Genomic DNA, 16,338 nt, shown 5'->3' with positions numbered 1-16,338 from the left:
CCCAGTGGCCGTGCTCGACATCGGCTCGAACTCGGTGCGGCTGGTCGTCTACGAGCGGCACGCGCGCTCGCTGACGGCCCTGTACAACGAGAAGTCGGCGTGCTCGCTCGGGCGGGGCCTCGCTCAGTCCGGCCGGATCGCCTACGAGAATATCGATCGGGCGCTGACCGCCATCCAGCGCTTTGCACTGGTGTGCAGGCTGATGAAGGTCGGCAGGACCTTCGTGCTCGCCACCTCGGCCGTGCGCGAGGCCGCCAACTCGGCCAGCTTCGTCACCGCCGTCGAAGAACTGATGAACGCACCGGTGAACGTCCTGAGCGGCGAGGAGGAGGCGCATTTCGCCGCCCTCGGCGCGATTTCCGGAATGCCGGATTTCGCCGGTCTCGTCGGCGACCTGGGGGGCGGCAGCCTCGAGCTGTCGATGATCCGGTCGGGACTCGATTCGACCGGCGAGACACACGGCCTTGGCGTCATCCGCATTCAGGACGACTCGCAGAACAGCCCGTCCAAGGCCCAGGCGGTTGCCCGGCAGAGGCTGAAGCGGTCGGAACTGTTGACCGGGCAGGGGGGCGTCTTCTGCGCCATCGGCGGCACCTGGCGGTCGCTGGCGAAGGTGCACCAGATTCTCCGCGGGTACCCGTTGCACATGGTGCAGCACTATTCAGCGCGTGCCGCCGACATCCTCAAGCTGTGCGAGGACATCGTCGCGGCAAATGCCGCCGGCAAGCCGTACCCGGGGGCCGAGGTGGCCAGTTCCGGACGGCGCGACCTTGTGCCGTACGGGGCCGCCGTGATGATCGAGGTGCTGCGGGCCGGGCGCTTCGACTCGGTTGTGTTCTCGGCACTCGGCGTGCGGGAGGGGTACCTCTACGGGCTGCTGGACGAGCGGGAACGCCGGCTCGATCCGCTCATCCAGGCCGCCGAGGAAATGAACGTGCTGCGCTCGCGCGCGCCCGAGCATGCCAGCGACCTCGTCACCTTCACCTCGGGCCTGCTGCACGCCCTCGGCATCGTCGAGACGGCGGCGGAAAACCGGCTGCGCACGGTTGCCTGCCTGCTTGCCGATATCGGCTGGCGCGGCCATCCCGACTATCGCGGCGAACAGGCCGTCGACATGGTGGCCTATGGCTCGATGACCGGCGTCGACCACCCTGGTCGCGCCTTCCTCGCCGAGGTGCTGGCCGTGCGCTACATGGGGCTCAAGCAGAAATCCATCAGCCAGGACGTGCTGGCGCTGGCCGGCCCGACGGCGAGCCAACGGGCCCGCCTGCTGGGGGCGGCGCTGCGGGTGGCCTACCCGATGTCCGCCGCCATGCCGGGGGTGCTGGGGAAGACCCGTTTTGCGCTGGACAAGGGCAGCCTGCATCTGCACCTGGCGCCAGAGCTCGCGTTCCTCGACGGCGAGCACCTGCGGGGTCGCCTCGACCAGCTGGCCGGCGTGGCGGGGATCAAGGCGATGGCCGTGGTTACGGGATAGGGCCGTAGGCGGCAATCATGGCATCGACGGCGCGTTCGAGGGGACCGAGGTCGTCCTTGTAGATGTTCTAGAGCACGTCGGGCTGAACCGAGTGGTAGACGTGACGCAGGATGTTCCCGATACCGTGAACCTGCTGCCAGGGTACGTCGGGGTGTTGCGCCTTCCATTCGGCGGGGATGTGGCGCGATGCTTCGCTTATGATCTCGATCAGGCGTTCAAAGGCGGCCCTAACGACGAAATCCGTTCCTAGGTCGGCGACCACCCTGTCTTTCAGCAACGTTCTGATCTGCTGGGCGGCTACCTGGATATGCTCCAGTCGCCATAGCGCGCGTTCTGCGTCGCTGCTCAAAATACGGTCACCTGATCGCGTTCGACCCTTTGCTTGAACCTGCCCTCGAGGCTGCCTCTCGTGGTGATGTGCGCTGGCAGGCCGATGCGGTCCTCCACGAGGTCGTGAAAGCCGACGATGTCGAGGAGCGACAGGCCACGACTGTCATCGAGATCGACGATCAGGTCGATGTCGCTGTCGGGGCGGTTGTCGCGGCGTGCCCGCGAGCCGAACAGCGCCATATGCCTGACGCCTCCCTTCTCGAGCTCCGGCTTCAGCCGCAGCAACTCGGCGATGAGTTCTTCGCGGGCGATGTCGCGCATGATCGGACCTCGACTGCGGGACATGTAGCATTTCGCGGGTGCTTTCGCCACCCGAGGACCCCGTCCCCCGGTTCGACGGGGTGACCACGGCGGGCGAGGGACGGGCTGCGTTCGAACCTCGGATGGGTCCAGCGGACGACTCGACCCCGCGGGGCGATTCTCACTCGTCGTCGTCGATGATCTCGATCTCGATCACGCCGCCCTTGCCGGCGGCGAGGCCGATGCGCCCGTGCTTGAGCGCCAGGGCCTTGTCGCCGAACAGCTTGCGGCGCCAGCCCTTGAGGGCTGGCACGTCGGCGTCGTCGTCGAGCACCAAGGCGTCGATCTCGTCGGACGTGGCGATGATGCGCGAGGCGACGCGGTTATCCTCGGCGACGGATTTGAGCAGCACGCGGATGAGATCGCCGACGGCTCCCTTGGGGGAGGGGCCGCGATAGCGTTCCGGCAGTTTGGGCAGGTCCGATTTCGGCAGCGCTTCGACGTCCTTGAGGATGCCAATGATCTCGGCGGCCGCCGAGGAGCGCCCGTAGCCGCGCTGAACGGCCCGCAGCTTGTCGAAGGCCTCGGGGGAGGTCGGGCGCTGCATGGCCAGTTCGACCAGGGCGTCGTCCTTGAGGACCCGGCTGCGCGGCTGGTCCGCGTCCTGGGCGCGCCGTTCGCGCCACGCCGCGAGGGCCTTCAGCGCCGCCACGTCGCGCGGCTTGTTGAGCTTGGCCTTCAGCCGTTCCCAGGCGTGCTCGGGCTGCACGACGTAGGTGTGGATGGATTCGAGCACCGCCAGTTCGTCCTCGACCCAGTCCCAGCGACCGGTGTCGTCGACCTGCTTGAGCAACGAGGCGTAGACGTCGCGCAGGTGGGTGACGTCGGCGAGCGCATAGACCTTCTGCTTCTCGCTCAGCGGTCGCGCCGCCCAGTCGGTGAAGCGCGACGACTTGTCGAGCTCCACTCCGGTGATCGAGCGCACCAGGTTGTCGTAGGAGACGCTGTCGCCGAAGCCGCAGACCGAGGCCGCGATCTGCGTGTCGAAGATGTTCGATGGCACCTTGCCGGTCAGCTTGACGAAGATCTCGATGTCCTGCCGCGCGGCATGGAAGACCTTTCGGACCGTCTCGTTGCCGAGCAGTTCGAGGAAGGGCTGCAGGTCAAGGTCCGGCGCCAGGGGATCGACCAGTACCGCCTCGTCGAGGGTGGCGACCTGCAGCAGGCACAATTTGGGCCAGTAGGTGGTCTCGCGGAGGAACTCGGTGTCGACCGTCACGAAATCATAGCCGGCGGCCCGCACACAGAAGGCTGCGAGCACGTCGGTCGAGGTAATGAGTTCCATCAGGACTCTTTCGCCAACCAGACTGTGGAATCTGAATAACAGGCGAATCCCCGGCCTGCCAGCAGCGAATCGCTGGGCCCGCCGGTCGCCCCCGGCAACTTGACAAAGTCTGGCGTGCATGCGCTTGTCCCGCGCCTGAATCCGCCGCTTTCCGAGAACCGAAATGACCGAGATGCACCGCTATCGCTCCCACACCTGTGCCGCCCTCCGGACCGGTGACGTGGGCAATAATGTGCGCCTTTCGGGCTGGGTGCACCGGGTGCGCGACCATGGCGGCCTGCTGTTCATCGACCTGCGCGACCACTACGGGCTGACCCAGCTGGTCGTCGATCCCGATTCCAGCGCCTTCAAGCTGGCCGAGACCGTGCGCTCGGAATGGGTGATCCGGGTCGACGGCGAGGTGAAGGCGCGGACCCCCGAGACGGTGAACGCCAAGCAGCCGACCGGCGCGGTGGAAGTCTTCATCCGCGAGCTCGAGGTGCTGAGCGAGGCCACTGAGCTGCCGCTGCCGGTGTTCGGGGAGCCGGACTATCCCGAGGACATCCGCCTGCGCTACCGCTTCCTCGATCTGAGACGCGAGACGCTGCACGCCAACATCGTCAAGCGCACCCGGGTCATTTCGTCGATGCGCCGGCGGATGGGCGAGATCGGCTTCGCCGAATACTCGACCCCGATCCTCACCGCCTCCTCGCCTGAGGGTGCGCGCGACTTCCTCGTGCCGAGCCGGATTCACGCCGGCAAGTTCTTCGCGCTGCCGCAGGCGCCGCAGCAGTACAAGCAGCTGCTGATGGTGGCCGGCTTCGACCGCTATTTCCAGATCGCGCCGTGCTTCCGCGACGAGGATCCGCGCGCCGACCGCCTGCCGGGCGAGTTCTACCAGCTCGACCTCGAGATGAGCTTCGTCACCCAGGAAGAGATCTGGGCGACGATGGAGCCGGTGATCACCTCGGTGTTCGAGGAGTTCGGCGACGGCAAGCCGGTGACGAGGGGCTGGCCGCGCATTCCGTACCAGGAGGCGGTACGCAAGTACGGCTCGGACAAGCCCGACCTGCGCAATCCCATCGAGATGCAGGGCGTGACGGAGCATTTCCGCGGCTCGGGCTTCGGCGTGTTCGCCAACCAGATCGCCACCGACGACAAGGTCGAGGTCTGGGCCATCCCCGCCAAGGGCGGCGGCAGCCGCGCCTTCTGCGATCGCATGAACGCCTGGGCACAGGGGCAGGGCCAGCCCGGGCTCGGCTACATCTTTTTCAAGGACGGCGCCGGCTCGGGCCCGATCGCCAAGAACATCGGCGAGGAACGGACGGCCGCGATCCGTACCCAGCTCGGTCTGGGCGATGGCGACGCCGTGTTCTTCGTGCTCGGCCGGCCCGAGAAGATGTACCGCTTCGCCGGCGAGGCGCGGGTCAAGGTCGGGCTCGACCTGAACCTGACGCAGCTCGACCGCTTCGCGTTCTGCTGGATCGTCGATTTCCCGTTCTACGAGTGGAACGAGGACGAGAAGCGCGTCGACTTCGCGCACAACCCGTTCTCGATGCCGCAGGGTGGGATCGAGGCGCTCAACACGCAGGACCCGCTGACCATCAAGGCCTACCAGTACGATGCGGTGTGCAACGGGTTCGAGATCGCCTCGGGCTCGATCCGCAACCAGTTGCCCGAAACCATGGTCAGGGCCTTCGAGATCACCGGCAAGTCGCGCGAGGAAGTGATCGAGCAGTTCGGCGGCATGTACCGGGCGTTCCAGTTCGGTGCGCCGCCGCACGGTGGCGCCGCCTTCGGCATCGACCGGGTGGTGATGCTGCTGTGCGGGGCACAGAACCTGCGCGAGATCACGCTGTTCCCGATGAACCAGCAGGCGGAAGACCTGCTGATGGGCGCGCCGAGTCCGGCGTCGCCGAAGCAACTGCGCGAGCTGAGCATCCGCGTCATCGCCGACAAGTAGCGGGCTGGACGCGCCGTCCCATCCCGGCACGCCGCGGACATTTCGTTGACACTCCCTTAAACCGAGCCCTGCTAGGCATTTGTTGCCTAGCACCCGGGCCTGGATTCGAGGCGACGTGAAGTCGAAATACGCGCATGTGCTGACACTGATCGCGGCGATAGCCGCGTTCCTGCCGGTCATGGCGGTGGATTTCCTGCTCGATTCCTACGTGCGGGTGCGGGAACGGGCCGTGCTGCAGGGGACAGCCGACGCGGTGGCGGCGCGCGTTCAGGCGACGGTCTACGATGCCATCGGCTCGCTGCGGCACATCCTCGCCGACAGTGCATCGCTGTGCACGCCCGGCTTCGTCGCCAGCGTGCACCAGCAGATGGAGCGCAGCCTCTACCTCAAGCAGGTGCTGGTCGAGAATTATGACGGCGTGCAGTACTGCGACGCGCTGGGCAAGCAGGTGCAGCATGCCCCGCTGACCAAGCCGTTCAGCATCCCGAGCCAGACCGAGACGATGGAGGTGGTTCGCTTCGCCGATCTGGCGGCGCCCTTCATCAAGGTCACGCAGGGCTTCGGCCAGTCGCGCAAGGTCTCGACCTTCGTGCCGGTGATCGCGGCGGAGGCGGCCAGCCTGCTCAACGGCCTGAAGCCGACCAGCGTGGTGCGGATCGCACTCTCCGACGGCACCGCCATGCTGACAGCCGGCGACTCGGCAGGCTACGACGCGCGGGGAACGACCGAGTTCCTGTCCGTCGAGAGCTTTGCGGGCTCCCTGCCGATCCGCGTCATGGCCGCAGTGCCCTTCGCCATCGTGCGGGCCGACTACGCCGATCTCGATACCAGCTTCACCATCATCTCCAGCCTGATGAGCGCGGCGTTCCTCATCCTGGCGCTTCAGTACGTGCGACGCTCCGACCTGCCCGCGTTCGACCTCGAGCGTGCGATCAAGGCGGGCGAGATCAAGCCCTACTACCAGCCGGTCATCAACCTCAGGACGGGGGGACTGGCCGGCTGCGAGGTGCTCGCCCGCTGGGAGAAACGATCGGGCGAGGTGGTGTCGCCGGGCGCCTTCATCGAGTACGCGGAGGTGACCGGTCTCGCCATTCCGATGACGATCAGCCTGATGCAGCAGGCGCGCGACGACCTCGCCGACCTCTGCCGGGAGATGCCGGAGCTCAAGATCTCGATCAACCTGTTCGAGGGGCACTTTCGCGACGGCAACGTGGTCGACGACGTGCACACGATCTTTGCCGGCACGACCATCTCGTTCCGGCAACTCGTGTTCGAACTGACCGAGCGCCAGCCGATGGACCGGATGGCCACGGCTCCCGGCGTCATTGCCGGGCTGCATGCGCTGGGCTGCCGGATCGCCATGGACGATGCCGGCACCGGACACTCCAATCTCGCCTACCTGCAGCCGCTGGGTGTCGATGTCATCAAGATCGACCGCATCTTCGTCGACATGATCAAGCCCGGGCTCACCCAGGTGCCGGTGCTGGACGGCCTGATCTCGATGGCACGCGACCTCGGCACCGAGATCGTTGCCGAAGGCGTCGAGAACGAGGAGCAGGCGGTCTACCTCAGGTCCCATGGCGTCACCCTGGCCCAGGGCTACCTCTTTGCGCCGCCGCTCAAGGGCACCGCCTTCCGGGAACTGGCTCTGGCGCTCAACGGGTCGGCGCGGCCCGCCGACCTGCCGAGGGCGGCGGCCTGAGCCGAGGCCGGGCCGAACAGCCGCTTTCCATTCGGCGCGATTAGTGGCACTCACTCAGCCCTTGCGATGAGGGCCAAAGATGTCCGCCGACCTGACCGAACAGAGAAAGGCGCTGCGCGAAGCGGCGCTGCATTTCCACCAGTATCCCAAGCCCGGCAAGCTCGAGATCCAGGCCACCAAGCCACTGGGCAACCAGCGCGACCTGTCGCTGGCCTATTCGCCCGGCGTGGCGGCGCCGTGCGAGGAAATCGCCGCCGATCCGGATGCCGTGACCCGATACACGTCACGCGGCAACCTCGTCGCCGTCATCTCGAACGGCACCGCGGTGCTGGGTCTGGGCAATATCGGCGCCCTCGCCAGCAAGCCGGTGATGGAGGGCAAGGCGGTCCTGTTCAAGAAGTTCGCCGGCATCGACGTCTTCGACATCGAGGTGGACGAGACCGACCCCAAGAAGTTCATCGAGGTGGTACGGCCGCTGGAGCCGACCTTCGGCGGCATCAACCTCGAGGACATCAAGGCGCCGGAGTGCTTCGAGATCGAGGAAGCGCTGCGCGAACGCATGAAGATCCCGGTCTTCCACGACGATCAGCACGGCACGGCCATCATCGTCGGCGCGGCGGTGTTGAACGGACTGGAACTGAGCGGCAAGAGGATCGAGGAGGTGAAGATCTGCACCTCCGGCGCCGGGGCGGCGGCGATTGCCTGCCTCAACGTGCTGCTGGCGCTGGGCGCCCGGCTCGAGAACATCTGGGTGGCCGACAAGGACGGCCTGCTCACCTACAAGCGCAACGACGTCAACGACCGGTGGCGGGGCAAGTTCTGCCGGCCCGACAGCGAGGCGACGACGCTGGCCGAGGTGTTCGATGGCGCCGACGTCTTCCTCGGGCTGTCCGCCGCAGGGGCGCTAAAGCCAGAGATGCTGGCCAGGATGGCGGCCAACCCGCTGATCCTGGCACTCGCCAACCCCGTGCCGGAGATCATGCCGGAAGTGGCGCGGGAACTGAGGCCCGACGCCATGGTCTGCACCGGGCGGTCGGACTATTCCAACCAGGTCAACAACGTCCTCTGCTTCCCCTACATGTTCCGCGGCGCGCTTGACGTGGGCGCGACGGCGATCAACGAGGAGATGAAGCTCGCGGCGGTGAAGGCCATCGCCAAGCTGGCGCACGATCCGGGGCTGGAAGTCTCGCCCTCCGGCCAGCCGGCGGTTTTCGGCCCCGACCACATCATCCCCAACCCCTTCGACCAGCGGCTGATCCTGAGGATCGCGCCGGCGGTGGCGCGGGCGGCGATGGAGAGCGGCGTCGCCAAGCGGCCGATCCTCGACTTCGATGCCTACCACGACAGCCTCAATCGCTTCGTGTTCCGCTCCGGACTGGTGATGAAGCCGGTGATCGACCGGGTGCAGGGACACAACAAGCGCATCGCCTTCGCCGACGGCGAGGACGAGCGCGTGCTGCGCGCCGCGCAGGTGCTGATCGAGGACCGCGTGGCGCAGCCGATCCTGATCGGCCGGCCGCAGGTGATCGAGAGCCGGCTGCAGCGTTTCGGGCTGACCATCAAGCCGGGGCGCGACTTCGAGGTGGTGAACCCCGAGGACGACCCGCGCTATCGCGACTATGTCACGCTTTTCCATTCGCTGGTGGGCCGCAGCGGAGTGACGCCGGACATCGCCCGCACCATCGTGCGCACCAACACCACGGTGATCGCGGCACTGAGCGTCAAGCGCGGCGAAGCCGACGCCATGCTGTGCGGCTTCCAGGGGCGCTTCATCAAGCACGTGCGCGACATCCGCTCGATCATCGGCCTGCAGGACGGGGTGCGGGACGTGTCGGCGCTGTCGATGCTGATCATGCCGCGCGGGGTGTTCTTCCTTGCCGACACCTACGTCAACGTCGACCCGACGCCGGACGAGTTGGTCAGCATCGCCCTGCAGGCGCGGGATCATCTCAAGCGCTTCAACATCGAGGCCAAGGCGGCCCTGCTCAGCTACTCTAATTTCGGCTCGCGCGACGGCGAGAGCGCCTTCAAGATGCGCGAGACCTACCGCAAGCTGAAGGCCGTGGCGCCCGAGATGATCGTCGAGGGCGAGATGCAGGGCGACGTGGCGCTGAACGAGGAACTGCGCCGCCGCTACGTCCCCGACTCGGTGCTGGGTGGCGAGGCGAACCTGCTGCTGTTTCCCACGCTCGACAGCGCCAACCTGTCGATGACGCTGCTCAAGGAGATGAACAACGCCCTGGCGGTCGGCCCGATCCTGATGGGTCCGCGCGCTCCGGCGCACATCCTGGCCCCCTCGACCACCAGCCGCGGAATCGTCAATATGGCGGCAATCGCCGCCAGCGAAGCGGTGGCGCTGGAGGAGGAGACGGCATGATCCGGCACAGCGTGATATTCGTCCTCAAGCACGCGCACGGCTCCCTGCAGGAGAAGGCGTTCCTGCGCGACGCCAAGGTGCTGGCCGGCATTCCGGGCGTCGAGAAGTTCGAGCAGCTCAAGCAGGTGAGCCGAAAGAACGATTACGAGTTCGGCTTCTCGATGGAGTTCAGGGACCAGGCCGCCTACGACGCCTACAACGAGCACCCCGTGCACGTGAAGTTCGTCAAGGAGCGCTGGGAGCGCGAGGTGGAGCGGTTTCTGGAGATCGACTACGAGAGGGTGTGAGGGGATGCCGCTCGCCTCTCCGTTTCACATCATCGCCCATCGAGGTGCCAGCGGCTACGCGCCGGAGAACACGATGGCCAGCTTCCGGCGTGCCGTGGACCTGGGGGCCACCGAAGTCGAGACCGACGTCGCCTTCACCAGGGACGGTGAACTCCTGCTGTTTCACGACGAGACGCTGGAGCGGACCACCAATGGCAGCGGGCTGCCGGAGGACCACACGCTGGCCCAACTGCTCGAGCTCGATGCCGGCTCGTGGCACGATCCGAGGCTCAACTGGGATCGAGGCTATGCGGGCGAGAAGCTGATCACGCTGGGGCAGCTGTTTGCGGAGTTTGGCGATACGCTGACCTACCATGTCGAATTGAAGAAGCCGATGGCGGGACTGGTGGAGGCGGTGGTCGCCTGCATCGCAGAGTTTGGCTTGGCCGAGCAGGTCTACCTGTTCTCGATCGTCGATGAAGCCGGCCTCAAGCGCGCCAAGCAGCTGGAGCCGCTGCTGCGCATCGCGTGGGCGCCGGAGGAACTGCTGCGAACCGACCCAACCGAGGCCGTTCGCCGCTGCGCCCGCAACAACTTCTCGATGATCACTCTCAACGCCGCCAACCAGTCCCGCGAGATCGTCGATCTCGCCCACTCGCTGGGCCTCGAGGCCCGCAGTTCCGGCATCTCCAGCCGCGAAAAAATGGTCGCCGCCGCCGAGCTCGGCTGCAACGGCATGACCATCAACTGGCCGGACTGGCTGATCGGGTATGTGCGGGAACAGGGGTAGGTCTTGGGGGTGAAGCAGCTCGGCGACCTACTCCTTAGGCCACGACCTCGGATCGAGTTCGCCTACCCCTCGGATCTACGACACGAGATCTGGAAGCGACTCATGCACCACTACCCAAATCGTCGGCATGTCGAGGTGGCCGTAGTCGTGAACGATCAGGTTTCCTAGTCCGCGTATCTTGTTCCACGGCCAATCAGGATGCCTGCCACAAAGTCCGGCGAGCGCCTCTCGATCCGGGCGGTCGCCTCGCCAATAAGGGCCATACACATGGCGCAAGCCATCCGTGTCGTTGTCGATTGGAGAAATTCGGCCTCGGACATTCCTGCGACAAACGAGATTGCATCGGCGGCGGCCTGTTTCATGCCGTCCAGGCTCAACGCGACACGCTCGTCGATCATACTGGCAACGCCTCTGCCAACACCTTGTCTCGAATGAAGCGGTGCAACCCCGTCGACGCAACGATGTCCACGCGCACCCCGAGGGCCGCTTCAAGGTCGCTCTGCAGGCCGGTCAGGTCGAACAGGCTTGTTCCCGGCACAATATCGACCATAATGTCGATGTCGCTATCGTTCCTGTCGTCCCCGTGCAGCACAGAACCAAAGATGCGTGGATTCGCAACGCGGTAGCGTGCGGCCACCTTGCGGATCAAAGCTCTGTTTCTGCTCGAACACCTCGGACGGACGCATCTCTAGTCTCCAAGCTCAGGCTAAAGCACCGAAGCCCGACTGCAAACCCGCTCGCGGAAACGCGGTTCCGGGGGCTCCTTGAATTGCGCTTGCGGGATGTCGAATTGCCCACCTTGCGATCCTCCCAATCAACTGCTTGGAAGTGGAGCGGTTCTTGGACATCGACCACGAGCCGGTGTGAGGGGGGCTAGTCCTTCGGCCGCGGCTGCGGTTCAAGCTCGCCGATCCTGTGCCTCACCTCAGCCAGGACCCTTTCGACAACTACGCACGCCCGTGGTTGTCGAGCCTCTCGACCAACACTCCGGCAAGCACAGGTACTTCTACAACGGCGGCTCTCCAGACCACCTCATGGTCGAGTTCGAAGTAGCTGTGGGCAATTCGATTGCGCAGACCGCGAATGTCTCTCCAGGCCACGTCAGACACGGCCGCAACGAACTCCGGGTGTTCATTCTGGAGCCGGGTTGCCAGGTCGGCAACCATGTAGAGGCTGTGGACCAAACCGCGCGCAGCGAACAAGTTCGCCTTGACCTGCTCCTGCGAGTTGGCGGCAACAAACTCCGCGATCTCTGCGGCCACGTCGCGGATATGCCAGACGAGAACGCGCAGCCGATTGTCGATCACACTGGCTGCGCCTCTGCCAGGACCTTGTCGCGAAAATAGCGGGATAGCTCACGCGGTGTCACCACCTGCACGGTGACACCGAGCCTTTCGGCGAGGTCCTCCTGGAGCCCGCCCAGGTCGAACAACGTCGTGTCGGGCAGGGTATCGACCAGGAGATCGATGTCGCTCCCCTCCGTGTCGGTTCCATGCAGTACCGAGCCAAAAACTCGCGGATTCGTCATCCGGCGGCGGACAGTCAGCTCGCGGATCAACTCCCGGTTCTGCTCGAACACCACGGATGGGCGCATTCTTCGTCTCCTGCCCCTTAGGATAGGACCCGCCCGGCCAAATGCAAGGCGCCTACTGGAACGCCGTCTCCGCGAAGCTCCTCAGCTTGCGCGAGTGCAGCCGTTCCGGCGGCTGGTCGCGGAGGATTTCCATGGCCCTGAGGCCGATCTGGAAGTGGCGGTTGACCTGGGTGCGATAGAAGTCCGAGGCCATGCCCGGCAGCTTCAGCTCGCCGTGGAGAGGCTTGTCCGAGACGCAGAGCAGGGTGCCGTAGGGGACGCGGAAGCGGAAGCCGTTGGCGGCGATGGTGGCCGATTCCATGTCGAGCGCCACGGCGCGCGACTGGCTGAGCTGCCGGGTGATCGAGGCCTGGTCGCGCAGTTCCCAGTTGCGGTTGTCGAAGGTGGCGACGGTGCCGGTGCGCATGATGCGCTTGGTCTCGATGCCCTCGAGATGGGTGATCTCGGCGACGGCCTTCTCGAGCGCCACCTGCACTTCGGCGAGCGCCGGAATCGGCACGGTGACCGGCAGGTCGGCATCGAGCACGTGATCCTCGCGCAGATAGGCGTGGGCCAGGACGTAGTCGCCCAGCTCCTGGCTGTTCCTGAGGCCGGCGCAGTGGCCGAGCATGATCCAGGCATGCGGGCGCAGGACGGCGATGTGGTCGGTGATGGTCTTGGCGTTGGATGGCCCGACGCCGATGTTGACGATGGTGATGCCGCGATTGCGCGGCATGGTGAGATGCAGTGCCGGCATTTGCGGGATGCGGGTGGCGCGGGTGCCCGCCGTGCCGCCGCCGAGCCGGCTGTTGCGCGTCAAATGACCTCCCGGCTCGACGAAGCCGTCATAGTCGGGGTGACCCTCCTCCATGTAGCGCAGGGCGGTGCGCGCGAACTCGTCCATGTAGAAGCCGTAGTTCGTGAAGATCACGAAGTTCTGGAAGTGCTCGGCCTCGGTGCCGGTGTAGTGGCTGAGCCGCTGCAGCGAGTAGTCGACGCGCGGCGCGGTGAAATGCGCCAGGGGGTAGGGCCCTCCGACCGGCGGAATGAACGTGCCATTGGCGATCTCGTCGTCGGTATCCTGCAGGTCGGGCACATCGAAGAGGTCGCGCAGCGGGATCGGCAGGGCATTGATCGCCTCGCCGTCGATGCGTTCTGTGGTGGGAATGGCGAAGTGCAGCGGGATGCGCGCACTCGACTCGCCGACCTCGATGGCGCCGCCATGGTTGGCGAGAATGACCTCGAACTGCTCGATCAGGTAGCGCTTGAACAGTTCGGGCGCAGTGACCGTGGTGCGGTAGATGCCGGGCGTATGGAGGTACCCGTAGGGAAGGGTGCTGTCCGTCTTGCCGTAACTGCGCGAGGTGACCTGCACCTCGGGGTAGAAGGCGCGCACGCGTCCCTTGGGCACGTGACCGCGCGTCAGCGCAATCAGGTGCTGGCGGATGAAGCCGGTATTGCGGTGGTAGATCTGGGCCAGGTAGGCCCAGGCGGCTTCCGGATCGGTGAAGGCCTTCTGCGCCAGGGGCGGTGGAGTGATGGTGTTCATGCTGTTCTCGCTGGCGCGGCAACCCCTCGACCGCCATGCGGCTCATAGTTAGGGGCTGTGCCGGTCTTGGGCAACGTGCCAGCTTACCGACTGTTCATGAACTTCACCTTCCGGTGATGGCTCTTTTCCTGCCGCAAAGCGCGCCCATCTCTAGTGGCAGTTCACTGGAATTCTGCAAACGACCCATGCACCGGTGAACGGTGAGAAGTTGCCGGCCGCTGCCCCCAAGCCCTCAACATGGCGGCCCGCGCTTCTCGGGGCCGCAGCATCGGAGACGGTGCTGCGGCCCTTTCATTGCCGCGCCCCGCAGGCGGCGGTCCTCAACCGTAATGGGCGCGCACCTCGCGGACCGAAAGCTCCATCAGCTCGCGCAGGACGCCCTGGTCAATATCGGACAGGCGCTTGACGTACAGACAGGCCTTGCCCATCCGGTGCTTGCCCAGCCGGGCGAGGAGAGCCTCCGCCTTGTCCTTGCTCTCGGGGAAGTAGACGCCCATCAGGTAGATCGAGAACTCCGCCTTGCGGGGCGAGAACCCGATCAGGGCCGCGTCGCCCTCGTGACCGGTCGGGTAGCGGTAGTGATAGCTGCCGAAGCCGACGATCGACGGCCCCCAAAGCACCGGACCTTCGCCGGCGATCTCGCTCATCAGCGCCACCAGCCGGGAGCAATCGGCCCGCCTGGCCTCGCCCTCGACCTGGGCGAGAAAGGCGCCGACGTCACTGCCCGTCGGCGTCGTCTTCTGCTGGCTCATCGAATCTCTCCTCCGGCAGCCGCTCGGGAACCTCGAGCACCCTGCCGCCGGCCACGATCCGCCAGGGGTTGACGGCTTCGTCGTAGCTTGCATCCACGTCGAACACATCGAGCACGAAGACCGGCCCCCGCTGCACCCAGGTGCTGTAGTCGGCGGCATCGCCCAGGCCCCGCCACTTGCCGGAGGCGCCGATCGTGCCGGTATCGGGATCGAACCAGGCATTGACCAGCCGGTTGGTCGCGCTCATCCCCCGGTAGGCGATGTCCAGGACGTCGCCGTCGAAATCGCCGCTCTCGTAGGTGATGTCGAATTCCGGACGGGCGAGGGACAGCGGGGCGAGACCGCTGAAGCTGTCCCATGTCAGGAACACCGAGATCACGTTGTAGGCGCCGGCGTCGCAGTTGAAGTGGTAGAGGCGGAAGGTCCGGTCCGGCTCGTCCGCCTCCTGGTAGCTGTCGCGATAGGTGAGGTCCCAGACTTCGGGCTCGGTGCCGAGCACGTCGCTCTCGATGGCAAGCCGGCACTGATCGGCATAGCCGAGGGCAAACAGGCGCTTGACCAGTTCAGTGTCGGGAGGAGTCTCCTCCAGCGTCGTGGTGAACCCCGGTTCGGGGACGAAGGTATCGAACGGGCCGCTCGGCATGCCGTCGGTCGATTGCGCCACCGCCGGCGCGGCGAGCAGGATGGCCCAAAGGCCTGAAATCGCGACGAATCCCAACGTCCTCAACACTTCCTCCTGCAGTCCGTGTGCCGAGAATGCCAGCTTCGCCGCCGCTTGGCGAGGGGCGCCACCGGGCGGTTTTCCCGCTTCCGGCCGCGCGCCGGGCGGTGCTATGGTCGCCGCCGACGAAGGGGAGGATACCGGTGAGATCGGTTGCCGCAATAGTGCTCGGCGTGCTCGCCTCGACGCCCGCCGGGGCCGTCGAGATGATCGATTCGGTGTTCGAGACGACCTTCACCTATGGCGGGGTGGAACAGCGGCTCGACGGCAGCCGCGTGCCGCTGGTGTCCGGAGCCTGCTACACTTGGTGGATCCGCCTCGCCGAGGGGGACGCCCCCGCGACCGGCGTCGAGCGCCTGATCCTGCCGGCCGCCCCGGCGGACTGGGGCGACGCTGCCGTCAATGCCGATGACGGCATCGAGATCTCGGAGGATGGCCGCCTCGCCACCACGACCTTCGTTCCCGAGCTCAGCGACGGCTGGATCACCAATGGCTGGTGTGTGGCCGAGGGTGACCCGGCGGGACCGCACCGCATCGAGGTGGACCTGGACGGGGCAGAACTGGCCGCCTACGATTTCGAGCTGGTGCTGCCGGAGGACTATGCCTGGCCCGCCCTGCCGCAACCGGACCCGCATGAGCGCAGCGTCGATCACAGCTGGTAGACTTCCGACACAATACTGGGCCGTGCGCCCGCAATCCCGAGGGAAATGATGAGCCTGTCGATGTACGCGATCACCGTGCCGGTGTTCACGCGCTATCTCAACAACCTGGACGCGATCCTCGCCAAGGCCGAGGCCAACGCGGCCGAGCGGAAGATCAAGCCCGAGGTTCTGCCGGCCTCCCGGCTCGCGCCGGACATGCTGCCCCTGACCTTCCAGGTGCAATCGACGACGGACCGGATCAAGTTCGTACTGGCCCGGCTGACCGGCCGGACCCCGCCGAGCTGGGCCGACACCGAGGTCACGCTCGCGGATCTGCGGGCGCGTGTGCGCACCGCCCTCGACTACGTTGCGAGCTTCAGCCAGGCCGACCTCGCCGGCAGCGAGGACCGGCCGGTGACGCTCAAGGTGCGCGGCGAGGAGCAGAGCGTGCCGTCGGTTCCGCACGTGACGCTGAATGCCATCCCGCAGATCTATTTCCACCTGACGATGGCCTACGCCATCCTGCGGCACAACGGCGTGCCGGTGGGCAAGGGAGACTTCGTGGGCGGCTGA

Annotated in this window: 18 protein-coding genes and 1 pseudogene; 8 read left to right on the top strand and 11 right to left on the bottom strand. The window is 66.1% G+C overall.

Annotation, left to right across the window (positions count from 1 at the left end; translation table 11 throughout):
• Nucleotides 1-4 precede the first annotated feature (4 nt).
• Nucleotides 5-1,477, top strand: a complete 1,473-nt coding sequence (locus tag ACE3TU_RS00860) for an exopolyphosphatase (RefSeq protein ID WP_374618963.1) — start codon at nt 5-7, stop codon at nt 1,475-1,477.
• A gap of 67 nt (nt 1,478-1,544) precedes the next feature.
• Here ACE3TU_RS00860 and ACE3TU_RS00855 read toward each other — a convergent pair whose 3' ends face one another.
• The 3 genes from ACE3TU_RS00855 to rnd form a co-directional block, all read right to left on the bottom strand.
• Nucleotides 1,545-1,826 (bottom strand): DUF86 domain-containing protein, encoded by a 282-nt coding sequence (locus tag ACE3TU_RS00855; RefSeq protein WP_374618960.1) that lies wholly within the window; start codon nt 1,824-1,826, stop codon nt 1,545-1,547.
• Nucleotides 1,823-2,128: a nucleotidyltransferase family protein gene (locus ACE3TU_RS00850; RefSeq protein ID WP_374618958.1), complete on the bottom strand. Its 306-nt coding sequence runs from the start codon at nt 2,126-2,128 to the stop codon at nt 1,823-1,825. The genes ACE3TU_RS00855 and ACE3TU_RS00850 overlap by 4 nt, the downstream gene beginning before the upstream one ends.
• Nucleotides 2,129-2,288: 160 nt before the next feature.
• On the bottom strand, nt 2,289-3,452 hold the full coding sequence (gene rnd, locus ACE3TU_RS00845; protein ID WP_374618955.1) for a ribonuclease D: 1,164 nt from the start codon (nt 3,450-3,452) through the stop codon (nt 2,289-2,291).
• Nucleotides 3,453-3,624: 172 nt separating this feature from the next.
• Between rnd and aspS the strand changes: the two genes are divergently transcribed.
• The 5 genes from aspS (at nt 3,625) to ACE3TU_RS00820 (ending at nt 10,529) form a co-directional block, all read left to right on the top strand.
• Entirely contained in the window at nt 3,625-5,394 is a 1,770-nt protein-coding gene (gene aspS, locus ACE3TU_RS00840; protein ID WP_374619016.1) for an aspartate--tRNA ligase, read from the top strand.
• 115 nt (nt 5,395-5,509) lie between these two features.
• A complete protein-coding gene (locus ACE3TU_RS00835) occupies nt 5,510-7,096 on the top strand; it encodes an EAL domain-containing protein (protein ID WP_374618952.1) in 1,587 nt (528 codons plus the stop codon).
• A 79-nt stretch (nt 7,097-7,175) separates the two neighbouring features.
• Nucleotides 7,176-9,473, top strand: a complete 2,298-nt coding sequence (locus ACE3TU_RS00830; protein ID WP_374618949.1) for an NADP-dependent malic enzyme — start codon at nt 7,176-7,178, stop codon at nt 9,471-9,473.
• On the top strand, nt 9,470-9,760 hold the full coding sequence (locus ACE3TU_RS00825) for a Dabb family protein (RefSeq protein WP_374618946.1): 291 nt from the start codon (nt 9,470-9,472) through the stop codon (nt 9,758-9,760). Before ACE3TU_RS00830 ends, ACE3TU_RS00825 begins: the two co-directional genes overlap by 4 nt.
• Before the next feature lie 4 nt (nt 9,761-9,764).
• Nucleotides 9,765-10,529: a glycerophosphodiester phosphodiesterase gene (locus ACE3TU_RS00820; protein WP_374618943.1), complete on the top strand. Its 765-nt coding sequence runs from the start codon at nt 9,765-9,767 to the stop codon at nt 10,527-10,529.
• A 75-nt stretch (nt 10,530-10,604) separates the two neighbouring features.
• Here ACE3TU_RS00820 and ACE3TU_RS00815 read toward each other — a convergent pair whose 3' ends face one another.
• The 8 genes and pseudogenes from ACE3TU_RS00815 to ACE3TU_RS00780 all read right to left on the bottom strand — a co-directional run bounded on the left by ACE3TU_RS00815 (nt 10,605) and on the right by ACE3TU_RS00780 (nt 15,130).
• A complete protein-coding gene (locus ACE3TU_RS00815) occupies nt 10,605-10,685 on the bottom strand; it encodes a hypothetical protein (protein WP_374619014.1) in 81 nt (26 codons plus the stop codon).
• Nucleotides 10,686-10,693: 8 nt separating this feature from the next.
• Nucleotides 10,694-10,927 carry a DUF86 domain-containing protein gene (locus ACE3TU_RS00810; RefSeq protein ID WP_374618940.1) on the bottom strand — a complete coding sequence of 78 codons (234 nt, stop codon included), beginning with the start codon at nt 10,925-10,927 and terminating at the stop codon, nt 10,694-10,696.
• Nucleotides 10,924-11,215, bottom strand: a pseudogene (locus tag ACE3TU_RS00805) (nucleotidyltransferase family protein). Before ACE3TU_RS00805 ends, ACE3TU_RS00810 begins: the two are co-directional and overlap by 4 nt.
• Before the next feature lie 261 nt (nt 11,216-11,476).
• On the bottom strand, nt 11,477-11,836 hold the full coding sequence (locus ACE3TU_RS00800; RefSeq protein ID WP_374618938.1) for a DUF86 domain-containing protein: 360 nt from the start codon (nt 11,834-11,836) through the stop codon (nt 11,477-11,479).
• Nucleotides 11,833-12,123 (bottom strand): nucleotidyltransferase family protein, encoded by a 291-nt coding sequence (locus tag ACE3TU_RS00795; protein WP_374618935.1) that lies wholly within the window; start codon nt 12,121-12,123, stop codon nt 11,833-11,835. Before ACE3TU_RS00795 ends, ACE3TU_RS00800 begins: the two co-directional genes overlap by 4 nt.
• A 52-nt stretch (nt 12,124-12,175) precedes the next feature.
• Nucleotides 12,176-13,651 (bottom strand): AMP nucleosidase, encoded by a 1,476-nt coding sequence (locus ACE3TU_RS00790; protein ID WP_374618932.1) that lies wholly within the window; start codon nt 13,649-13,651, stop codon nt 12,176-12,178.
• A gap of 320 nt (nt 13,652-13,971) precedes the next feature.
• Nucleotides 13,972-14,403 carry a DUF1801 domain-containing protein gene (locus tag ACE3TU_RS00785; protein ID WP_374618929.1) on the bottom strand — a complete coding sequence of 144 codons (432 nt, stop codon included), beginning with the start codon at nt 14,401-14,403 and terminating at the stop codon, nt 13,972-13,974.
• Nucleotides 14,369-15,130: a DUF1176 domain-containing protein gene (locus tag ACE3TU_RS00780; RefSeq protein WP_374618926.1), complete on the bottom strand. Its 762-nt coding sequence runs from the start codon at nt 15,128-15,130 to the stop codon at nt 14,369-14,371. Before ACE3TU_RS00780 ends, ACE3TU_RS00785 begins: the two co-directional genes overlap by 35 nt.
• A 137-nt stretch (nt 15,131-15,267) precedes the next feature.
• Between ACE3TU_RS00780 and ACE3TU_RS00775 the strand changes: the two genes are divergently transcribed.
• Nucleotides 15,268-15,786 (top strand): hypothetical protein, encoded by a 519-nt coding sequence (locus ACE3TU_RS00775; protein WP_374618923.1) that lies wholly within the window; start codon nt 15,268-15,270, stop codon nt 15,784-15,786.
• Between the two features lie 48 nt (nt 15,787-15,834).
• The gene (locus tag ACE3TU_RS00770) at nt 15,835-16,338 is read left to right on the top strand and encodes a DUF1993 family protein (protein WP_374618920.1); all 504 of its coding nucleotides are present in this window, start codon (nt 15,835-15,837) and stop codon (nt 16,336-16,338) included.

Source organism: Devosia sp. (assembly GCF_041917035.1).
Lineage (GTDB): Bacteria > Pseudomonadota > Alphaproteobacteria > Rhizobiales > Devosiaceae > Devosia_A.
This window is presented reverse-complemented; position numbering and strand designations above follow the sequence as displayed.